16 protein-coding genes are annotated in these 18,711 nt (G+C 62.0%); 10 read left to right on the top strand and 6 right to left on the bottom strand.

The window, feature by feature from the left end; all coding sequences use genetic code 11:
• Positions 1 to 260: 260 nt before the first annotated feature.
• Both FVD38_RS09830 and FVD38_RS09835 read right to left on the bottom strand, forming a co-directional pair.
• On the bottom strand, positions 261 to 2,699 hold the full coding sequence (locus FVD38_RS09830; RefSeq protein ID WP_147934655.1) for a coiled-coil domain-containing protein: 2,439 nt from the start codon (positions 2,697 to 2,699) through the stop codon (positions 261 to 263).
• 104 nt (positions 2,700 to 2,803) lie between these two features.
• Positions 2,804 to 3,811 (bottom strand): serine/threonine protein kinase, encoded by a 1,008-nt coding sequence (locus FVD38_RS09835; protein WP_147934656.1) that lies wholly within the window; start codon positions 3,809 to 3,811, stop codon positions 2,804 to 2,806.
• Positions 3,812 to 3,967: 156 nt separating this feature from the next.
• Here FVD38_RS09835 and FVD38_RS09840 point away from each other — a divergent pair, with 156 nt between their 5' ends.
• The gene (locus FVD38_RS09840) at positions 3,968 to 5,008 is read left to right on the top strand and encodes an alpha/beta hydrolase (RefSeq protein WP_187271532.1); all 1,041 of its coding nucleotides are present in this window, start codon (positions 3,968 to 3,970) and stop codon (positions 5,006 to 5,008) included.
• A 152-nt stretch (positions 5,009 to 5,160) separates the two neighbouring features.
• Positions 5,161 to 5,853 (top strand): UPF0149 family protein, encoded by a 693-nt coding sequence (locus FVD38_RS09845; protein ID WP_147934657.1) that lies wholly within the window; start codon positions 5,161 to 5,163, stop codon positions 5,851 to 5,853.
• 136 nt (positions 5,854 to 5,989) lie between these two features.
• Here FVD38_RS09845 and FVD38_RS09850 read toward each other — a convergent pair whose 3' ends face one another.
• Entirely contained in the window at positions 5,990 to 7,162 is a 1,173-nt protein-coding gene (locus tag FVD38_RS09850; RefSeq protein ID WP_147934658.1) for an HPP family protein, read from the bottom strand.
• A 332-nt stretch (positions 7,163 to 7,494) separates the two neighbouring features.
• On the opposite strand from FVD38_RS09850, the gene FVD38_RS09855 reads away from it, so the two are divergent.
• The 4 genes from FVD38_RS09855 (at position 7,495) to FVD38_RS09870 (ending at position 10,614) form a co-directional block, all read left to right on the top strand.
• Entirely contained in the window at positions 7,495 to 8,106 is a 612-nt protein-coding gene (locus FVD38_RS09855; RefSeq protein ID WP_147934659.1) for a DUF5343 domain-containing protein, read from the top strand.
• Positions 8,099 to 8,686: a Swt1 family HEPN domain-containing protein gene (locus FVD38_RS09860; protein WP_222706912.1), complete on the top strand. Its 588-nt coding sequence runs from the start codon at positions 8,099 to 8,101 to the stop codon at positions 8,684 to 8,686. The genes FVD38_RS09855 and FVD38_RS09860 overlap by 8 nt, the downstream gene beginning before the upstream one ends.
• Before the next feature lie 538 nt (positions 8,687 to 9,224).
• On the top strand, positions 9,225 to 9,584 hold the full coding sequence (locus FVD38_RS09865; RefSeq protein ID WP_147934660.1) for a hypothetical protein: 360 nt from the start codon (positions 9,225 to 9,227) through the stop codon (positions 9,582 to 9,584).
• A 202-nt stretch (positions 9,585 to 9,786) separates the two neighbouring features.
• The gene (locus tag FVD38_RS09870; protein WP_147934661.1) at positions 9,787 to 10,614 is read left to right on the top strand and encodes an HNH endonuclease family protein; all 828 of its coding nucleotides are present in this window, start codon (positions 9,787 to 9,789) and stop codon (positions 10,612 to 10,614) included.
• 203 nt (positions 10,615 to 10,817) lie between these two features.
• On the opposite strand, the gene FVD38_RS09875 is transcribed toward FVD38_RS09870, so the two are convergent.
• From FVD38_RS09875 to orn, 3 genes are all read right to left on the bottom strand, one after another.
• Positions 10,818 to 11,888 (bottom strand): glycoside hydrolase family 43 protein, encoded by a 1,071-nt coding sequence (locus FVD38_RS09875; protein ID WP_147934662.1) that lies wholly within the window; start codon positions 11,886 to 11,888, stop codon positions 10,818 to 10,820.
• A 39-nt stretch (positions 11,889 to 11,927) separates the two neighbouring features.
• Positions 11,928 to 14,444, bottom strand: coding sequence for a hybrid sensor histidine kinase/response regulator (locus tag FVD38_RS09880; RefSeq protein WP_147934663.1), 2,517 nt, complete (start codon positions 14,442 to 14,444; stop codon positions 11,928 to 11,930).
• 64 nt (positions 14,445 to 14,508) lie between these two features.
• On the bottom strand, positions 14,509 to 15,093 hold the full coding sequence (gene orn / locus FVD38_RS09885) for an oligoribonuclease (protein ID WP_123072140.1): 585 nt from the start codon (positions 15,091 to 15,093) through the stop codon (positions 14,509 to 14,511).
• 60 nt (positions 15,094 to 15,153) lie between these two features.
• On the opposite strand from orn, the gene FVD38_RS09890 reads away from it, so the two are divergent.
• The 4 genes from FVD38_RS09890 (at position 15,154) to argF (ending at position 18,658) form a co-directional block, all read left to right on the top strand.
• Positions 15,154 to 16,416, top strand: a complete 1,263-nt coding sequence (locus tag FVD38_RS09890; RefSeq protein WP_147934664.1) for a M48 family metallopeptidase — start codon at positions 15,154 to 15,156, stop codon at positions 16,414 to 16,416.
• On the top strand, positions 16,413 to 16,745 hold the full coding sequence (locus FVD38_RS09895; protein WP_147934665.1) for a 4a-hydroxytetrahydrobiopterin dehydratase: 333 nt from the start codon (positions 16,413 to 16,415) through the stop codon (positions 16,743 to 16,745). Before FVD38_RS09890 ends, FVD38_RS09895 begins: the two co-directional genes overlap by 4 nt.
• Positions 16,742 to 17,656: a ribosome small subunit-dependent GTPase A gene (gene rsgA / locus FVD38_RS09900; protein ID WP_147934666.1), complete on the top strand. Its 915-nt coding sequence runs from the start codon at positions 16,742 to 16,744 to the stop codon at positions 17,654 to 17,656. The genes FVD38_RS09895 and rsgA overlap by 4 nt, the downstream gene beginning before the upstream one ends.
• Positions 17,657 to 17,734: 78 nt before the next feature.
• Entirely contained in the window at positions 17,735 to 18,658 is a 924-nt protein-coding gene (gene argF, locus FVD38_RS09905; protein ID WP_147934667.1) for an ornithine carbamoyltransferase, read from the top strand.
• Positions 18,659 to 18,711 lie beyond the last annotated feature (53 nt).

Consider the following 18,711-nt stretch of genomic DNA (forward strand, 5'->3'; position numbering starts at 1 on the left):
CCTCTACAAGCAGCGAAATGCCGTCAAAGGCACATTGTGGGAGTGTTTGGTGCAGGTACGGGAAACCCTGTTTCAACGCGGCGCCACCGAACTCTCTCGATACCGACGACAGCGTCGATATCGAGAGGACTTGGCACTCAAACAAGGACGCCTATTCTGATGGAAAAATCAAGAAGATTATTCCGGACAGCAGTGCGCCTTCGCGGGAACGACGAGTTGAGGGTGCGGGCCGCAGTTAAACGCAGGCGCAGACCACTCCGTTAGTCCCGGTCCGTTTTACCATCCAGATCCCGGTCCAGTTCGCGCTGAGCCGCAATCACTTCCGCCAACCTCGCCGCCGCCTGCGCGGCCGAGGTGTCGCCGGCCCTCGCCTGCGACTGCTTGAACCGTCCCAATACCTCGCGCGTCAGGTCGGCCGACACCGAACGCTGGCCGGCTTCGACCTTGCGCTCGCCGATGACGCGCTCGGTGGCCGCCAGTTCGGCGGCCTGTTCGTCCTGGCGCTTGCTTTCCAAATTCACCAGGTGCTTGCGCGCATCGGCCATCTGCAGGGTGGCGTGCGCCGCCTTGCGCTGCATTTCGGCGTGGGCCTGGGCGTGTTCCAGCAGCGCGCGCTGGGCTTCGCGTTTCTCGACCGCCGCCTGCACCGCCGCGTGCTCGACCAGCTCGCGCTCGCGCGCCAGCCGGGCTTGTGCTTCCTCGGCCTCGGCCCGCGCTTCGGCGGCCTGGGCGGCGGCGTGTTCCGACGCCAGCCGCGCCGCCTGCGCCTCGTTGGCGCGCGCGTCGGCCGTGGCCTGGGCGCGCTGGGCGGCCAGCTTGCGCTCGACCAGGGCCAGCGATTCGCGCGCGGCTTGCGTGGCTTCGCGTTCGGCGCCGATCGCCTGCTCGGTGAGTGTCACCTGCTGACGCTCGACTTCGGTGCGTTCCTGCTGGGCCTGGGCCAGCTCTTGCGCCCGGCGCGCATGCGCCTGCTGGGCGTCGCGCGTCGCTTCGGCTTGCGTGGCTTCTTCCGCCACCGCATCCATCTGGGTCTGCTGCGCTTCGAAGGTCGCGCGCTGGGCTTCTTCCAGGCGGCGCTCGGCCTGCGCCTTGGCGGCCAGCGCCGCCGCGGCTGCAGCCTCGGCTTCGCTGCGCGCCTGGGCCGCCAGCATCAATTCGCGCTCGGCCGCCACTTTCTGTTCGAGATCGGCCAGGGCCTGGGATTCGGCGGCCACCCGCTCACGTTCGAGCTGGGCCAGGCGTTCGGTTTCTTCGCGCTTACTCGCCGCCAGTTGCGCCGCCTGGCGCTGCAGTTCGACCAGTTCGGCCTCGAATGCGACCGCTTCGGCTTCGTCGGCATTGCGCGCGGCCTGGACCTCGGCCGCAGCCTGGGCCAGCGCCGCTTTTTCTTCGGCCAGAAGCCGCTCGCGCCGGTGCTCCTCGGCTTCGCGCAGTGCCGCCGCCGCCGCCGCCTCGTCGGCCGCGGCGCGCGCGCGCGCATCCAGCGCCGCTTCGGCCTCGGCCTCGAGCCGGGCTTGCACCTGCTCGTCCGCTTCCTCCTCTGCGCGGACGCGGTCTTCGGCCACCAGGCGCAGCCTGCGGTCGGTCTCGATCCGGGCCTCGGTGGCGGCCAGGATGCGCGTCTCGGCCTCGCGCCGCGCCTCGGCGCTGGCGGCCGCCATTTGCTCCAGGCGCTCGCGGTGGGTGGCGGCGTCACGCAATTCTTTTTCGGTCTGCAGGCGCATGCGCAGCGACTGGGCCGCGACGCGCTCGGACTCGGCCTGGGCCAGCGCGATCGCCTCGCGTTCCTGTTCGATATGGGCCATGGCGCGCGCTTCTTCCAGCGCGCGCGCCTCGGCTGCCGCACGCTGGAACGCCGAGGCCAGGGCCACCTGGTCGGCGCGTTCGCGCTGCTGGGTCAGGTCGAGCGCCTCGGCTTCGGCCTCGGCCAGTTTCTCGGCGGTCTGGCGCGCGGCCTTTTCGGCGCGCTCGCGCTCGCGCGCCAGGATCGCGATGCGGGCGTCGGCGCTGGCGTTATGCAGCACTTCTTCCTTGGCCGCCTCCACCGCCGCCATACGCTCGGCGGCCTGCAGCCTGGCCTGTTCGGTATGCGCCACCAGCTCGTCGGCGGCACGCGCGGCCTTGGCCGCCAGTTCTGCCTCGGCTTCCATCTGGACCGCGGCACGGCGCCGCGCTTCTTCTTCGGAACGCGAACGGGCCTCCAGCGCCAGGCGGATCTCGGTATCGCTCTTGACCCGCGCGCGCAGCTCGGCGGTCTCTTGCCGGATCGCTTCCAGGCGCTCGGCGGATGCCTTCGAGGCGGCGCGCAGGGATTCCAGGCGGTCGCGGTTGGCCGCGATCGCGTCTTCGGATGCCTGTGAATTGGCCACCGCAGCGGCTGCGGCGGCGGCATCGATGGCGGCGCGCTCGTCGGCCAGCGTGCGGGCGCGCGATTCGGCGGTCTGGCGGTTTTCAGAGGCGACGTTGGCCTTGGCCTCGGCTTCGACGCGCGCGATCGCTTCCTGGATTTCGCGCATCTCGAGGGGCTTGCGCGCGGCTGGGGCCGGAGCGGCCTGGGTGGCCGCAGGGGCTTCGGGCACGACTTCGGAGGCGGATTCGGGAGCGGATTCGGGCGGCACGTCGGGCTGCGCCATGCCGGCGGCCTGCGACAGGTCGATCGAGAAGTCGGCTTCGTCTTGCTTGGCTGGGTTTGGTTCCATGCGAGGTCTCAATGGCGGCGGTCGGTTCGATTATCCGGCAAATCCGTTCAGTATGCTACGCGGAACTGGACGGCAATATTGGCTCTGCTCATCCATTCGGCCCCTCACACCGGCCACAGGGGCGGCTCGTCCATCAGGGCCACCTGCTCGCGCAGCTCCAGGATACGGTCCTGCCAGTAGCGCTGGGTATTAAACCAGGGGAAGGCGGCCGGGAAAGCCGGATCGCTCCAGCGCATCGCCAGCCACGCCGCGTAATGGATCAGGCGCAGGGTGCGCAGCGCCTCGACCAGGTACAACTGGCGCGGGTGGAAATCGCAGAAGTCCTCATAGCCGGCCAGCACGTCGGCCATCTGGCCGACCATCTCGTGACGCTCGCCCGAGAGCAGCATCCACAAGTCCTGCACGGCCGGGCCCATGCGGCTGTCGTCGAAATCGACGAAGTGCGGCCCATCCGGCGTCCACAGCACGTTACCGCCATGGCAGTCGCCATGCAGGCGCAGCAGCGGCAGTTCTCCGGCGCGCTCGTAGCAGCGCGCCACGCCGTCCAGCGCCTGTTCGACCACGCTCGACCAGGCCGCCATCAGCTCGGGTGGGATGAAATCGTGCTGGCGCAGGTAGTCGTAAGGCTGGCGGCCGAACGTGAGCGGATCGAGCGCCGGCCGGTGTTCGTAGGCCTTGACCGCGCCCTGGGCGTGGATACGGCCGATGAAACGGCCGATCCACTCCAGCACCGCCGGGTCGCCGAGCTCGGGCGCGCGTCCGCCGCGGCTCGGGAAGACCGAAAAACGGAAGCCTTCGAAGGCATGCAGGGTCTTGCCATCGATCTGCAGCGCGGGCACGACCGGGATTTCCCGCTCCACCAGTTCGGCCACGAAGGCGTGTTCCTCGAGAATGGCGGCGTCGCTCCAGCGTTCGGGACGGTAGAACTTGACCACCACCGGCCCGCCCTCCTCGCGGCCGACCTGATACACGCGGTTCTCGTAGCTGTTCAGGGCCAGCAGGCGGCCGTCGCCATGCATGCCGACACTGTCGAGCGCGTCCAGCACCAGGGCGGGATCCAGGCGCGCATACGGATGCTCGGGCGTTTCGTTGTCGGTGGTTAAGTTATCCATGTGCCTATTGTACGGCGGCGCACGGCGAAGCGGGAAAGGCCCGCATTTCACCCGCGCTGAGTTCGTTTACGCACGGAGTGCGGCATTGTTACACGGTCTCATGTCAGAAACCCCAGGCGCATGTCGCGCCGGGCGAGAAACCCGATAAGGAAAAACATGAAAAAACTGACCCTGACCATGGTTGCACTGGCCGCCGGCATGCTGGCCGGCACCGCGATTGCCCAGACCGCCGCCCAGCCGCCGAAGGCCGAGCCGAGCATGCAGAAGGTGCTCGACGCAATGGCATCGCTGAAACCGAAGCCGATCGAGACCCTGAGCCCGGAAGAAGCGCGCAAGCAGCCGTCGGCCGCCGATGCGGTGAAAAAAGTGCTGCAAGATGCCGGCCAGAGCACTGCGCCGGAACCGGGCGTGACCATGAAGACCCAGACGGTCCAGGGCAAGGGCGGCAGCTTCCCGGTTCATATCTTCACCCCTGAAGGCAAGGGGCCGTTCCCCGTCATCGTGTACTACCACGGCGGCGGCTTCGTGATCGCCGACACCAAGGTCTATGAAGCGTCGGTGCGCGCGCTGGCCAAGGGGGCCAAGGCGATCGTCGTCTCGGCCGACTACCGCCTGGCGCCGGAACACAAGTTCCCGACCCAGCCGGAAGACGCTTTCGCCGCCTATAAATGGGCGATCGAAAACGCCAAGAGCTTCAATGGCGACGCCACCCGCGTGGCTGTGGCCGGCGAATCGGCTGGCGGCAACCTGGCGACCGTGGTCTCGATGATGGCGCGCGACCAGAAAGCCCAGCTGCCGGTGCACCAGCTGCTGGTGTATCCGGTGGTCGACAACGACATGAACAACGCGTCGTACAAGAAGAACGCCAACGCCAAGCCGCTCAACAAGGCAATGATGGGCTGGTTCTTCAAGCACTACGGCGCCGATCCGAAGAGCCCGTACGCCCTGCCCCTGAAGGCCACCTCGCTCAAGGGCCTGCCGCCGGCGACCGTGATCACGGCCGAGATCGACCCGCTGATGACCGAGGGTAAGGCCTACGCCGACCGCCTCAAGAAGGAAGGCGTGACCGTCAACTACCGCCACTTCACCGGCGTGACCCACGAGTTCTTCGGCATGGGCGCGGTGGTGCCGAAAGCCAAGGAAGCGCAGCAGTTCGCGGCCGACGAGCTGACCAAGGCCTTTACCGCCAAGCGTTGATGCCGTCCCGGCGCCGCGGCCGTTGCGCCGCAGCGCCATCTCCGGGCCGCTTGCCATACCAATCGAGGTTTTTGCTGCCGCCCGGCGGCGCAGGGGTTACACTGGCGCCTTTACGCAAAACCGGCGCCCGGGCGCCATCACCAGACACTCCCATGCATCTCGAACAGCCCCTCTCCGAAAAAGAATTCGACGAACTCGACCAGTTCCTCTTGTCCGACCGTTGCTCCGACGACGCGATGACGATGGACACCCTGCACGGCTACCTGACCGCGATCGCGATCGGTCCGGAAACCATCATGCCTTCCGAATGGCTGCCGAAGGTGTGGGGCGAAAGCGAGGCGGATGCGCCGAAGTGGAAGAATCCGCGCGAGTTGGAAAAGATCATGAACCTGATTATGCGGTTCATGAACGAAATCCTGATCACGTTCGAAGTCTCGCCCAAGGAATTCGAGCCTTTGTTCGTCGAACATGAATTCGAAGGCAAGGTGCTGATCGATCCGGAAGCCTGGTGCTGGGGCTTCTGGGAAGGCGTCGAACTGCGCGCCGGCTCCTGGGATCCGATCAAGAACTCGGACGTTGCCGAACTGATCCGCCCGATCTACCTGCTCGGCGCCGACGAGATCGAGGAAGAAGAGCTGGACCTGGTCGACAGTCCGCACCAGATCCACGCCCTGGCGCTGCAGATCGAGGCCAACGTGCCGGACATCTACCGCTACTGGCTGCCGCTACGCAAGGCCGCGGTCGAGACCGTGGTGCGCGAGGAGCCGAAGGTCGGCCGCAATGACGATTGCCCTTGCGGTAGCGGCAAGAAGTACAAGAAGTGCTGCGGGGCTGAATCGGCTTGATTCACCTGGATCGGCCTGAATTGTTTGTATCGGTGATTCACCTGTAGGGTCGGCCTCGGCGGCCCCGCGCTATGCCGCCGACGCGGTGATCGTTGGCGGCCGGATCATCGCATACGACATCGGCGCCGCGACTGCATCAATCCCCGCGCCGACGCCGCAACCGCCACCCCTGCGTCGCCAACGCCACCCCATGCAAGGCATCGAGCACTTCGACCGGCCCTGCCATCCCCACCAGCATTCCCGCCGCATCGACCACCGGCACCCGCGCCAGGCCATGGCGGCCCGCCAGCGAGGCCACGTCGCTCGCCGGCTGCCCCGCCTGCACCGCGATCCCGGCAATCATGAGCTCAGCCACCCGCTCGGCATCCTTGCGGCCGCGCAGCACGATCAGCGCCCTCGCCTTGATGCTCCACGCTTCGGCCTCGGCCGCCGCCCGCAGCAGGGATTTCAGGGTCAGTACACCAAGCAGCCGCCCTTCCCCATCCACCACCGGCAGCGAAGGCAAGCCATGTTCGAGCAGGATGGCGCGCGCCGTCGCCAGCGGCATGTCCGGTTCGAGCAGCGCCAGCGGCGGCACCACGACGTCGCCGGCATGCAGGCGACGCACGCGGCGCTCGGCCGCATGGTGCTCGGCATCGTTGACGATGACGGCCAGGTCTTCGCGCGACACGTCGAGCGCTTCACCGAAGTGTTCCAGCGCGGCGTCGATGTCCTCGGCCGCCACATCTAGCGGCGCCGGAGCGGCTTTATGCACGTGGTGGGCGCCCGTCACCCGGTTGTACAGCAGCGCCGCCAGCACCAGCAGCACGGTGTTCAGGCCCACTGGCGCCAGCGCGAACGACAGGCCGGCCTCGTGCACCGCCGGCCCGCCCAGCACCGCCGTCATCGCCACCGCCCCGCCCGGCGGATGCAGGCAGCGCAGCAGGAACATCATGGCGATCGACAGCCCCCCGGCCAGTGGCGCGGCGAACATCGGGTCGGGCAGCAGTTGGGCACAGCTGACGCCGACCAGGGCCGAGACCACATTGCCGCCGATGACGGGCCAGGGCTGGGCCAGGGGGCTGGCGGGGACGCAGAATAACAGCACGGCGGAGGCGGCCATGGGAGCGACCAGCCAGGCGACGTGGGCGCCGGGGGCGCTCCAGGCCAGCACGACCTGGCTCAGCACGCCGGACAGGGCCAGGCCGAACAATGCGCCGAACGCGGCCCGCGCCTGGCCGATGGGCGGTAAGACGACCGGGTGTGGCCGCCGTAAGATAGAAAGAAGAAAGGATGGCATTGCACCAAGGATGAGCGCAGAGAGCGTCATTACAGCACATTTGCACGAAATGAGTGCGACGCCATCCAAAAATAGTGCAGCAATCAAGCGGAGCGCATAGCTCTAGGTCAAGTTGTTTCGCGATCAACAACTACATTCGCTCCCTATCAGAACGGCTTCTGTCGGCCAGAAGCAAACAAATTTAGCGAAGCGTCGCTGAGTTACAAAGCCCTCAAGAAGGACAAATCTTTGAAAATGTCCCGTGTGAAGAAAGCACCTACTTAAACCCTTATTGGGGCCTCAGAAATACCGGGAGGAATTGACTACTACGTTCAAACATGATGTACACTTGTTGCTCAGACAACATAAAATAGAGGTGACCTGTGGCGCTTACAAGTAGTTACGTACAGAACTATGGACAGCTCCCTGAGGTTTTTTCGAAAATTTGTGACGGCGCTGCACCCGAGAGATTCTCACAACAGCATTTAAAAGATTGGGGCTTTTTGTCGTCAAGCTACCGTGCAGTAATCCCACTATTAAAGTCTCTTGGTTTTTTGAACACTGATGGCTCGCCAAGTACTCGTTACCACGATTATCGCAACTCTGCACAGAGCCGAAAAATAATGGGCGATGCTGTTCGTGAGGCGTATTCTGATCTCTTCACAATTCGCGCGAAGCCTACCCCGAACGACCGCCCTCTTATCGAAGGCAAGTTCAAAAGCATGCATAATGCTAGCCCGCAAGTAGCAAAACTAATGGCAAGTACTTTTTTTGCGCTATTAGATCTTGCAGACTTTTCTGATACGCCTGCCGAAAAACGTACGGATGTTAATGAGCCAAATAATCAGGCGATAATTATCCCACCGCCAGCATCAGAGAGGTCGCATGGGCGTACTACTCTGCACTACAACATACAGATTCATCTTCCAGCAACTAAGGATGTTGAGGTATTTAACGCGATCTTCAAATCGCTGAAGGAACATCTCCTTGATTAATCAACGAAAGGATATTCGTGACTTTATGTTTCGCGGCCTGATGTTTGAGTCCGAGGCCGATCAGTTCCAAAGCGCGGGCATCCAAGTCGGAGCTGATCAGAGCGAAGTCGAAGAACGTCTTTTATCAACCGCTCTTTCGGCATTTGGCGTATCAAGACGCAATAACGCACTCAATATGGCCAGATTATACGCTGTGCTCCACTGTTTTGAGAACGAGGTCAGGGCATTAATCCGTGAGACGCTGGAAGAAAAAGAACGAACTGATTGGGTAGACAAGCTGCCAAATAAAATTAAGATTTTTGCTGAATCGCGCCAGAAAACCGCAGTCGACGATTCATGGCTTGAAGGAGAAAAGTCTGACATACTAGGCTTCGTAGATTTTGGGAATTTAGCTGCAATTATTTCAGAAAATTGGAAGCATTTTGAGGCAGTTATTCCTTCCCAGCATTGGCTTAAGCAGAGAATGGACGAGCTCGAAAAAGTGCGACATTTCATTGCTCACAACCGCGTACTCCTGCCGTCCGAGTACCAACGTGTCTATATGTACGTTGCTGATTGGAATGCGGCCGTAGGTCTGTAGGGCTAACACTTTCTAGACTGCTATAGTTTGTTGTAAACTTGTAGTATTACAAGTGCAACAAGTATAGGAGTCACCATGATCTCCGGAGTTCGCTAATTGTCACATCCAATCGATCATACGGACGGAAGCTTTTCAAACCCAGGCGAGCTCCATTCCAGCTCACACTTTGATTTTCCAACCATTTTTTCTTTTTTTTAGAGAACCAAACGCTGCGCCATAACATGCACTGGATTGGACCTCAAGCCATTCTGAATTTAGTCAGACAACTGCGATAGTGTGAGCCCCAATTACAGATTTGAGAAATACGAAATTACGACTAAAGTTCCACCAATTATGAAAAAGTCACTCTTTCAAGCAGCTAGACAGTAAGAAATAATCGTTCGGTGCGTGTGACTTAATGTCCGCTTTGGGCCGGGAGTTGCCCATTGTGACATCCGGAGAACCTTGTTTACGCAGCAACATGCTCTGGCTTCCCGGCCACAGTTGGCAACATCGGGTGCTCTTTTCTTCTCTTAATTCTTAATCGTACACCTAATACATGATGGAAATTTATATTTTCGGAAGTCGCGGACCTAGCAATTGCTTCAAACTTGATTCGGATATCGATGTTGTGGTGGTAGAAGCAGCCGGTGGAAAATCCGATGACTTCCAAAATTTAACAAGCAGGTTTAAACAGTTCGCGCTCGAACATTCGACAAATAGAGCCGGACTTGATTTGTTTTATTTATCCGACATCGCGGAGAATCCGCCGATCCTCGAATCGGTGTACGACTTTGGCGATAGAACCATCTCATTTGCGGATGCACAAGAATTCCAGGATTTTAGAAAAACTTGGAAGGCAATCACTGAAGCAGATTTGATGATAACCGTGATCAATGCTCAAAATAACAGCAGATGAGGTTTTGTCGGTTTACTCGTCCTACGGTTGTTAGCTATCACCCCCAGTCTGCCATTAGTTCAAATTTCCGCAATCGGTCGGCTCCGGTCATTCACGAGACTATGCGATTTTGGTCCCATGACCTGTTGTCCTAATTCGAACGTGCGCCTTAGGGCATAGCTGGATGATTTTTTGAAACTTGCATTAGCTAATAAAGATAACCATGAGCGACCAGAAGAAAAACAATACGGCAACAAAGAAACAGTTAGGGGTTAGGCATATAAAACTCCTTTGGGGGCGAGCAGCGCAGCGTTGTGCGATTTGTCAGAGTGAGTTAACTGCTGATGGCGAGACTGCTGGTGCTGACTCGTATGTTTTGGGGGAGCAAGCCCACATTGCGGGGGAAAATCCTGGTTCCGCTCGTTATGATGTCACCTTGAGCCCAACTTATGTAAACAGTTATGCCAACCTAATTCTTCTCTGTCGAAACCATCATGGCGAAGTAGACAAGAATGAAGACGCTTGGCCTCCATCTCGACTACACAAGCTGAAGGCAGACCATGAGTCATGGGTGCGCACTCAGTTCCAAAACCTAAACAACGTATTTCGCCATAGAGACCTTCGAACTCTAGAAGACTTAATGTCGAACGTTTATACCGCAGACTTATGCCGGATCTACAACGATCTTCCGAGAAAGATTTTGCAACGAGACTTATATTTTAACGAGTTGTTCAACAATGCAATTAACGCGCCTAGCTTTCATCTATTCAACACTACAGTAAATGACATAGTTCTGCGCGCGCAAGAGGCATGGAATCGTTGTTATGATCACTTGGAGCAGTATCGAGCATCTGATGAGCGACGCTTTTTTTCCAACCCCGGAGACGCACCACTATCTCCCGAGCAACAAGGTCCTTGGGGTGAGATTGAGCAGGCCAGCAGCGATTTTATTTACGCCATGGATGATCTAATTGGCGAGATTAAAACGCGATTTCAGGAAATTGATTTGGTTGAAACTGATCGGCGCGCTGCAAATCGTTGGCTAAGATAACCCTTTGGGTGCTATGAGCAATCTATTAATAAAATTTCCAATTTACTGAGAGACCGATAATGAGAGCGAAAGTCCGATTTGGGTCGGAAGCCGTCATACAAGGCGCCTGAGCCAATATGTTCTGGCGGGACTGGCGCCATTGCTCGGCTGCTTTCTCATGTCCAGCAGAACCGTCGAGCGGTCTTGTCAACCGCTTGACACGTTCATCCGCCGGGCACGATCGGCCGCGGCGCCACACCCTCCTTAGTCATGACCACCGGCTTGATCGTGCCATCCGCATTGAAGTACAAGTGCTCGATCGCCGTCTCGCGGTGATGGCCGTCCTTATCCCCCAACGGCCGGCGGTGGTAGACGATATACCAGTCATCCGTGCCCGGAATATTGGCCACCGAGTGATGCCCCGCCCCATTGGCGATAGTCGTATCCTGCTGCAGGATCGTGCCAATACGCTTGAACGGCCCAAACGGCGACTTGCTCATGGCATAGGCAACGCGATAATCCGGCCGCGTCCACCCTCCTTCCGACCACATGAAGTAGTACACGCCATTGCGCTTGGCCATGAACGACCCCTCCACATAAGCCGGATCGGGCGTGATCTCCTTATAGGTGGTCCCGTCCGGGAACGGCACGACGCTCAGCAGATCCGGCGCCAGCTTGACGACGTTGGCGTGCTTCCAGCCGCCGTAATACATATACACCTGGCCGTCGTCGTCCTTGAACACCATCTGGTCGATCGGCTGGGCCCCGTTGTGGATCTTGTCGATCAGCGGGCGGCCGAGCGCATCCTTGAACGGGCCTTCGGGCCGGTCGCTGACCGCTACGCCGATGCCGCCCAGCTGGCCATTGGCTTTGATGTCGTTGGCGCCGAAGAACAGGTAGTACTTGCCGTTGTGCTCGATGGCGGATGGAGCCCACACCGCATACGCCGCCCACGAGACGTTCTCGACGTCGAGTACGTGGGTGTGTTTCGTCCAGTTGACCAGGTCGGTCGACGAGAAGGCATCGAGGAAGGTCTGCTTCAGGTAGGGTTCCCATATCAGGTCGGACTTGGCGCGCATGGCGTCCTGCTCTGGAGTGAATCCGCGCGACTTGCGCGGGGCGCCGTAGTGATCCGAATAGGTGGGATAGATCCAGTATTTGTTGCCGTAGATGCGGATTTCTGGGTCGGCGTACCAGCCGGGGACGATCGGGTTGGCGGCGTATGAGGCAACGCCCAGGGTGGAGAGTAATACAAGCGCCAGTGATTCTGCGATGACAGTGCGTTTTGTTTTCATGTAGTCTCCTTCGATTATTCTTGTGGCTACTCCAATTACTTAGGTTCCCGCCTGCGCGGGAACGACGTCGGCAAACGTCTCGGACTGATTGGAATGTTCCTTTGTGCGCACGCCGTCCAGCACGCGCAGCAGCACGTCGACATTGACCGGCTTGACCAGATGATGCGCGAAGCCCGCGGCCAACGCCGCATCACGGTCCTGCTGCTGGCCGTACCCGGTAATGGCGATCAGCGTCGCGTCACGCGTCGCTGGATCGGCCTTGAGTCGGCGCGCCAGTTCGCGCCCATCCATCTCTGGCAGCCCGATATCGAGCAGGCAAACATCCGGCCGCATGCCCCGCGCGCGCTCGAGCGCCGGCAGCGACGCATGCTCGATCGCCACCTCATGCCCCTGCGCCGACAACAACAGACCCAGCGTCTCGGCGGCGTCGTGATTGTCATCCACCACCAGCACGCGCAAGGACGCGGCGCCGGCCGGGCAAGCGGCCCCCGGTGAAGGCGCCGACGTTTCTTCTTCCTGCAGCAGCGGCAAGCTGATCACGAAGGTGCTGCCCTTGCCCAGCCCCGGGCTGGAACAGCCCACCGTGCCGCCATGCAGCTCGACCAGGTGCTTGACCAGGGCCAGCCCCAGCCCAAGCCCGCCCTGCGAGCGATCAGACGAACGCTCGGCCTGGGTAAACAGGTCGAACACGCGCCCGGTTAGCTCACGGTCCATCCCGATACCCTCGTCGCGCACACTGAGCACCAGGCGCGTACCGAGCACCTCGGCGCGCAGGTCGATGCCGCGCCCCGGCGGCGTGTACTTGGCGGCGTTGCCCAGCACATTGGCCACCACCTGCACCAGGCGCGCCTTGTCGCCGCGCACTGCGGCGTGTTCGGGAGGCAGGCGCACGCCAAGCTGCTGCGAGCGCGCGTCGATCGTCGGCCGCACCTGCTCCACCGCTTCTTCGACCACGGCGCGCGCCGGCACCCGCGCCTGGCCCAGCGTGATCAGGCCGCGCGTGACGCGCGACACGTCGAGCAGGTCGTCCACCAGGCGTGTCATGTGGCGCACCCGGCGGCCGATGATGGTGCTGCTCTGGTGCACGCGGCGCTCGTCCATATTGCCCATACGGAGCAGCTCGGCGGCGGCGCTGATCGGCGCCAGCGGGTTCCTCAGCTCGTGCGCCAGCATGGCCAGGAATTCGTCCTTGCGGCGGTCGGCGTCCATCAGTTTTTCTTCGGCCAGCTTGCGGTCGGTGATGTCGCGGAAGAAGCTGGCGATGCCGCCGTCCTGAGTCGGATAGGCGCGGATATCGGTCCAGATGCGGCGCCCGTCGGGGAAGGTGTGGCATTGCTCGGCGGCGCCGGCGCGGCGCGTTTCCATCACGCGGTGGTACATGCGGCCGGCCTCGCTGTCGGCCATGGAGGTGAACACTTCCCAGTGGTTGCGGCCGATGACTTCCTCGCGCGTGACGGCGCAGATGCGCAGGCCCTCGGCGTTCATGCGCAGCATAATCCAGTTGCGGTCGAACAGTGCGAAGCCTTCGGAGATATTGTCGAAGATGTCACGGCTGCGGTCGCGCTCTTCGCGCAGCAGCGCCTGGGCGCGCGCGGTCTCGGCCGCGGCCCAGGTGCGCTCGGCCACGTCGCGCGCGAGCTGGACGTCGTGGGCGGTCCAGGACCGCGGGTTCGGCGCATCGACGCCCAGGCAGGCGATCAGGCGGCCGGCTTTCACCAGCGGCACCACCAGCAGGGCGCCGATGCGCTCGTCGCGCCAGGCGGCGCGCAGGCCTTGCGCGCGCGGGTCGTTGGCCGCGTCGTGGATCTGCACCACGGCGCCGCTGCGCAGCTCGTCCACCACTGCGGGGCTAAAATCGTGCAGCGGCGAGCGCAGCGCGGCCGGCGCATTTGCGCCATCCTGGGACCACAGGCGCGGCACGTCCAGCTGGCCGCTGAGCGGATCGATCTCGGCATACAGCACCCGGGCGGCGCCGAGCTCCACGCCCAGCAAGGCGCTGGCGGTGGCGATCACCTCCCCCGGATCGTCGATCGGGCCCAGCGCATCGGACACCCTGAGCTGGAAGGCGGCGCGCCGCTCGGCCAGCACGCGGCCGGTGGTTTCCATGCAGGTGCAGAACAGGCCGCCGACCTGGCCGGCCGCGTCGACCAGCGGGGCATACGAGAAGGTGAACCAGGCGCGCTCGGGATAGCCGTTGCGCTGCAGGTTCAGCTCGAGGTCTTCGAAGAACACCGCCTCGCCCGCCATGGTGCGCTCGAGCAGCGGCCGCAGGTCGGGCCAGGCTTCGGGCCACACCTCGGCGAACGGCAGGCCGGGCGCGCACGGATAGCGCTCGCCCAGGATGGGGATGTAGGCGTCGTTGAACAGGAAGGCGAACTGCGGTCCCCACGCGATGAACATCGGGAAGGACGAATGCAGCATCATGTCCACTGCGGTGCGCAGGGATGGCGGCCAGCCGTCGGCCGGGCCGAGGCTGGACGCCTGCCAGTCGTGGCCGCGCATGCGCGAAGCTACCTGGCCGTCACTCGAGAAAGCGGTATGCGGGAGCGGAACCATACCGCCGATTGTCGCATACCTTCCTGTCAATACATCGCAGTTTTTTGCTGCGATTTTTGCAACATTACTTCTGGATGAAGTGCTCGCGGTAATAGCGCAGTTCTTCGATCGATTCGGTGATGTCGGCCAGGGCCGTGTGCTTCTGGTGCTTCTTGAAGCCGGTGGCAACCTCTGGCTTCCAGCGGCGGCACAATTCCTTCAGGGTCGACACGTCCAGGTTACGGTAGTGGAAGAACGCCTCCAGCTTCGGCATGCCGCGCGCCATGAAGCGGCGGTCCTGGCAGATCGAGTTACCGCACATCGGCGATTTGTTCGAGGGCACGTACTGCTTGAGGAAGGCGATCAGTTCCTGCTCGGCCTGGGCTTCGGTCACGGTCGAGGCTTTCACGCGGTCGATCAGGCCCGACTTGCCGTGGGTGCCCTTGTTCCAGTTATCCATCTTGTCGAGGGTTGCGTCCGACTGGTGGATGGCGAATACCGGGCCTTCGGCGATGATGTTCAGCTCTGGGTCGGTGACGACCACCGCCACTTCGATGATGCGGTCGTTGTCCGGGTCCAGGCCGGTCATTTCCATGTCCACCCAGACCAGGTTGAACTCGTTTGGACGCTGGGCTGCGGCGGACTCGGTGGTTGGTGTAGCTTGTGACATAATTCTCTCTTTGCCTAGTCGTGTTTTACACTTAATCCTGCATTTTCTCACAGGCACAGAATGTCATCATTCGGGTTTTCGGTTTTGTTCGTCGTTTTCTTCGCGCTCACCATGGTGCTGCGCACCTGGCTGGCCGCGCGCCACATCCGGCACATCGCGCGCCATCGCGCCAGCGTGCCGGCCGAGTTTGCGCCAAAGGTGCCGCTGGCGGCGCACCAGAAAGCGGCCGACTATACCGTTGCCAAGACCGGCCTCGGCCTGGTGGGCATGCTGTGGGGCGGCGCGGTCCTGATCGGCTTTACCCTGCTGGGCGGCCTGCAGCTGCTGTCGCTGGCCCTGCTGCCGTTGACCGGTCCGGGGCTGTGGCACCAGATGGCGCTGGTGATCGCGTTCGGCGTGATTTCCAGCCTGCTCGACCTGCCGCTGGACTGGTACCGCCAGTTCGTGCTGGAGCAGCGCTTCGGCTTCAACAAGATGACGCCGGGCCTGTGGTTCAGCGACCTGGTCAAGAGCACGATCGTGGGCGCCGTCATCGGCCTGCCGCTGCTGTGGGTCGTGCTCACCCTGATGGACAAGTCGGGCGAGCTGTGGTGGTTCTATACCTGGCTGGTGTGGAGCGGCTTCCAGTTGCTCATGATTGCGATCTACCCGAGCGTGATCGCGCCGATGTTCAATAAATTCAGCCCGCTCGAAGACGCCAGCCTCAAGCAGCGCATCGAGAGCCTGATGGCGCGCGTCGGCTTCGCATCGCGCGGCCTGTTCGTGATGGACGGCTCCAAGCGCAGCGCCCACGGCAATGCCTATTTCTCGGGCTTCGGCCGCGCCAAGCGCATCGTGTTCTTCGACACCCTGCTGTCGCGACTCGAGCCGCAAGAGATCGAAGCCGTGCTGGCGCACGAACTGGGCCACTTCAAGCTGCGCCACATCGTCAAGCGCGTTGCCGTGATGTTCGCGATGTCACTGGCCTTCCTGGCCCTGCTCGGCTATCTGAAAGGCCAGGCCTGGTTCTATACGGGCCTGGGCGTGCTGCCCTTCATGAACGTCTCGAACGACGGCATGGCCCTGATCCTGTTCATGCTGGTACTCCCGGTGTTTACTTTCCCGCTGGCGCCGCTGTCGTCGATCAGCTCGCGCAAGCACGAATTCGAGGCCGACGCCTTCGCGGCCCAGCATACCGATAGCCGCCACCTGGTATCGGCCCTGGTCAAGATGTACGAGGACAACGCCTCCACGCTCACCCCGGACCCGCTGCACTCGGCCTTCTACGATTCGCATCCGCCGGCCTCGGTGCGCGTGAAACACCTGACGATGGCGGGCGCATGAAGCTGGAGCATCGCGACTGCATCCACAACGCGAGGGCGCTCGATCCGTGGGTGATCGACGCCCTGCTGGCCGACGTACCCGACTGGACCGCGATCGACGGCATCCTGTCGCGCGAATTCAAGCTGCCGGACTACCGCGCCACCATCGCCTTCGTCAACGCGGTGGCGCAGGTCGCCGACACGCAGGATCACCACCCCGACATGACGGTCGGATACGCCACCTGCCGCGTGACCTGGAGCACCCACTCGGCCGGCGGCGCCCTGACTGAAAACGATTTTATCTGCGCCGCGAAAGTGAATGCGCTTTACCTTGGAATGACCAGCGCATGAGCGACAAGAACAGTGAATTGACCGGCACCATCATCGCGGCCCACGGCCGCCACTACCTGGCCGACGCCGGCGGCGAAAAGCTGCAATGCGTCACGCGTGGCAAGAAGACCAATGTGGCCGTAGGCGACGTGGTGCACCTCAAGCGCACCTCGAACGACCAGGCCGTGATCGAAAAGATCGCGGACCGCACCACCCTGCTCTATCGCTCCGACCAATATAAATCGAAGCTGCTGGCGGCGAACATCTCGCGCCTGTTCATCGTCGTCGCCACCGAGCCCGGTTTTACCGACGACCTGGTGTCGCGCGCGCTGGTTGCCTGCGAGGCGGCCGGCATCGAGGCCCACCTCATCCTGAACAAGACCGACGTCGAAGACTTGCTGCCGCGCGCACGCGAGCGCGTTGCGCCGTATGCCGCGCTGGGTTATCCGGTGCACGAGGTATCGGCCACCGGGAACCCCGAACAGACCGTGGCCACCCTGGCCCCGCTGCTCGAAGGCCACTCGTCGATCTTCATCGGCCAGTCCGGCATGGGCAAGTCGTCGATGATCAACCTGCTGGTGCCGGACGCCGACATCGCGGTGCGCGAAATCTCGGCCGCCCTCGACACCGGCAAGCACACCACGACGTTCACCAGGCTGTACTGGCTGCCGGAAGTCGACGGCAAGACCTCGGCGATCATCGATTCGCCCGGCTTCCAGGAGTTCGGCCTGTACCACCTGACGGAAGGGATGCTCGAGCGCGCCTTCGTCGAGTTCAAGCCCTACCTGGGCGGCTGTAAGTACTATAACTGCCGCCACCTGGCCGAACCGCAGTGCGCCGTGCTGGACGCGGTCGCCGACGGCAAGATCGCGCGCATGCGCCACGAGCTGTATGGGCAGTTGCTGCACGAATCGGCCCAGACGCTATATTAGGAATAGAAACCGTCACTTTCCCTAACGGAAAGAAAAAGCCCTTATAATTCAAGGGACAACAAACGAGTAGACCAGATTATGCCAGGCACCACTCCGATCAAGCACTTCCTGCAATTCTCCGACTTCACGCGCGACGAGTTCGAATACGTCATCAAGCGCGCGGCGATCATCAAGCGCAAGTTCAAGGCCTATGAGGTCTATCATCCGCTGGTCGACCGCACCCTGGTGATGGTGTTCGAAAAGAGCTCGACCCGTACCCGCCTCTCTTTCGAGGCCGGCATGCACCAGCTGGGCGGCGCCGCCATCTACCTGAACACCCGCGACAGCCAGTTGGGCCGCGGCGAGCCGGTCGAAGACGCCGGCCAGGTGATGAGCCGCATGTGCGACATCATCATGGTCCGCACCTTTGGCCAGGACATCATCGACCGCTTCGCCGCCAATTCGCGCGTCCCGGTCATCAACGGTCTCACCAACGAACACCATCCCTGCCAGGTGCTGGCCGACGTGTTCACCTTCTGGGAACACCGCGGCTCGATCGCCGGCAAGACGGTGGCCTGGATCGGCGACGCCAACAATATGCTGTACTCGTGGCTGCAGGCGGCCGAAGTGTTCGGCTTCCACCTGAACGTCTCGACGCCGAAGGGCTACGAGATGGATCCGAGCCTCGTCAACACCACGCGCTACACGCTGTTCGACAACCCGTCGGACGCCTGCGCCGGCGCCCACCTGGTCAATACCGACGTCTGGACCAGCATGGGCTACGAGAAGGAAAACGCTGAGCGCCTGAAAGCCTTCGACGGCTTCATCGTCGACGAAGCCAAGATGGCGCGCGCGGCCAGCGACGCCCTGTTCATGCACTGCCTGCCCGCGCACCGCGGCGAGGAAGTCTCGGCCGGCGTCATCGACGGCCCGCAATCGGTGGTCTGGGATGAAGCCGAAAACCGCCTGCACGTGCAAAAAGCCCTGATCGAATACCTGCTGCTCGGTCGCATTGAAGATTAATTTTTTTACCCCCGAAGCTTGATCGTTGGCCATCCGTCCTGTTGTAATGACAG

It is taken from the genome of Massilia arenae (assembly GCF_008014745.1).
Taxonomy (GTDB): Bacteria; Pseudomonadota; Gammaproteobacteria; order Burkholderiales; family Burkholderiaceae_D; genus Telluria; species Telluria arenae.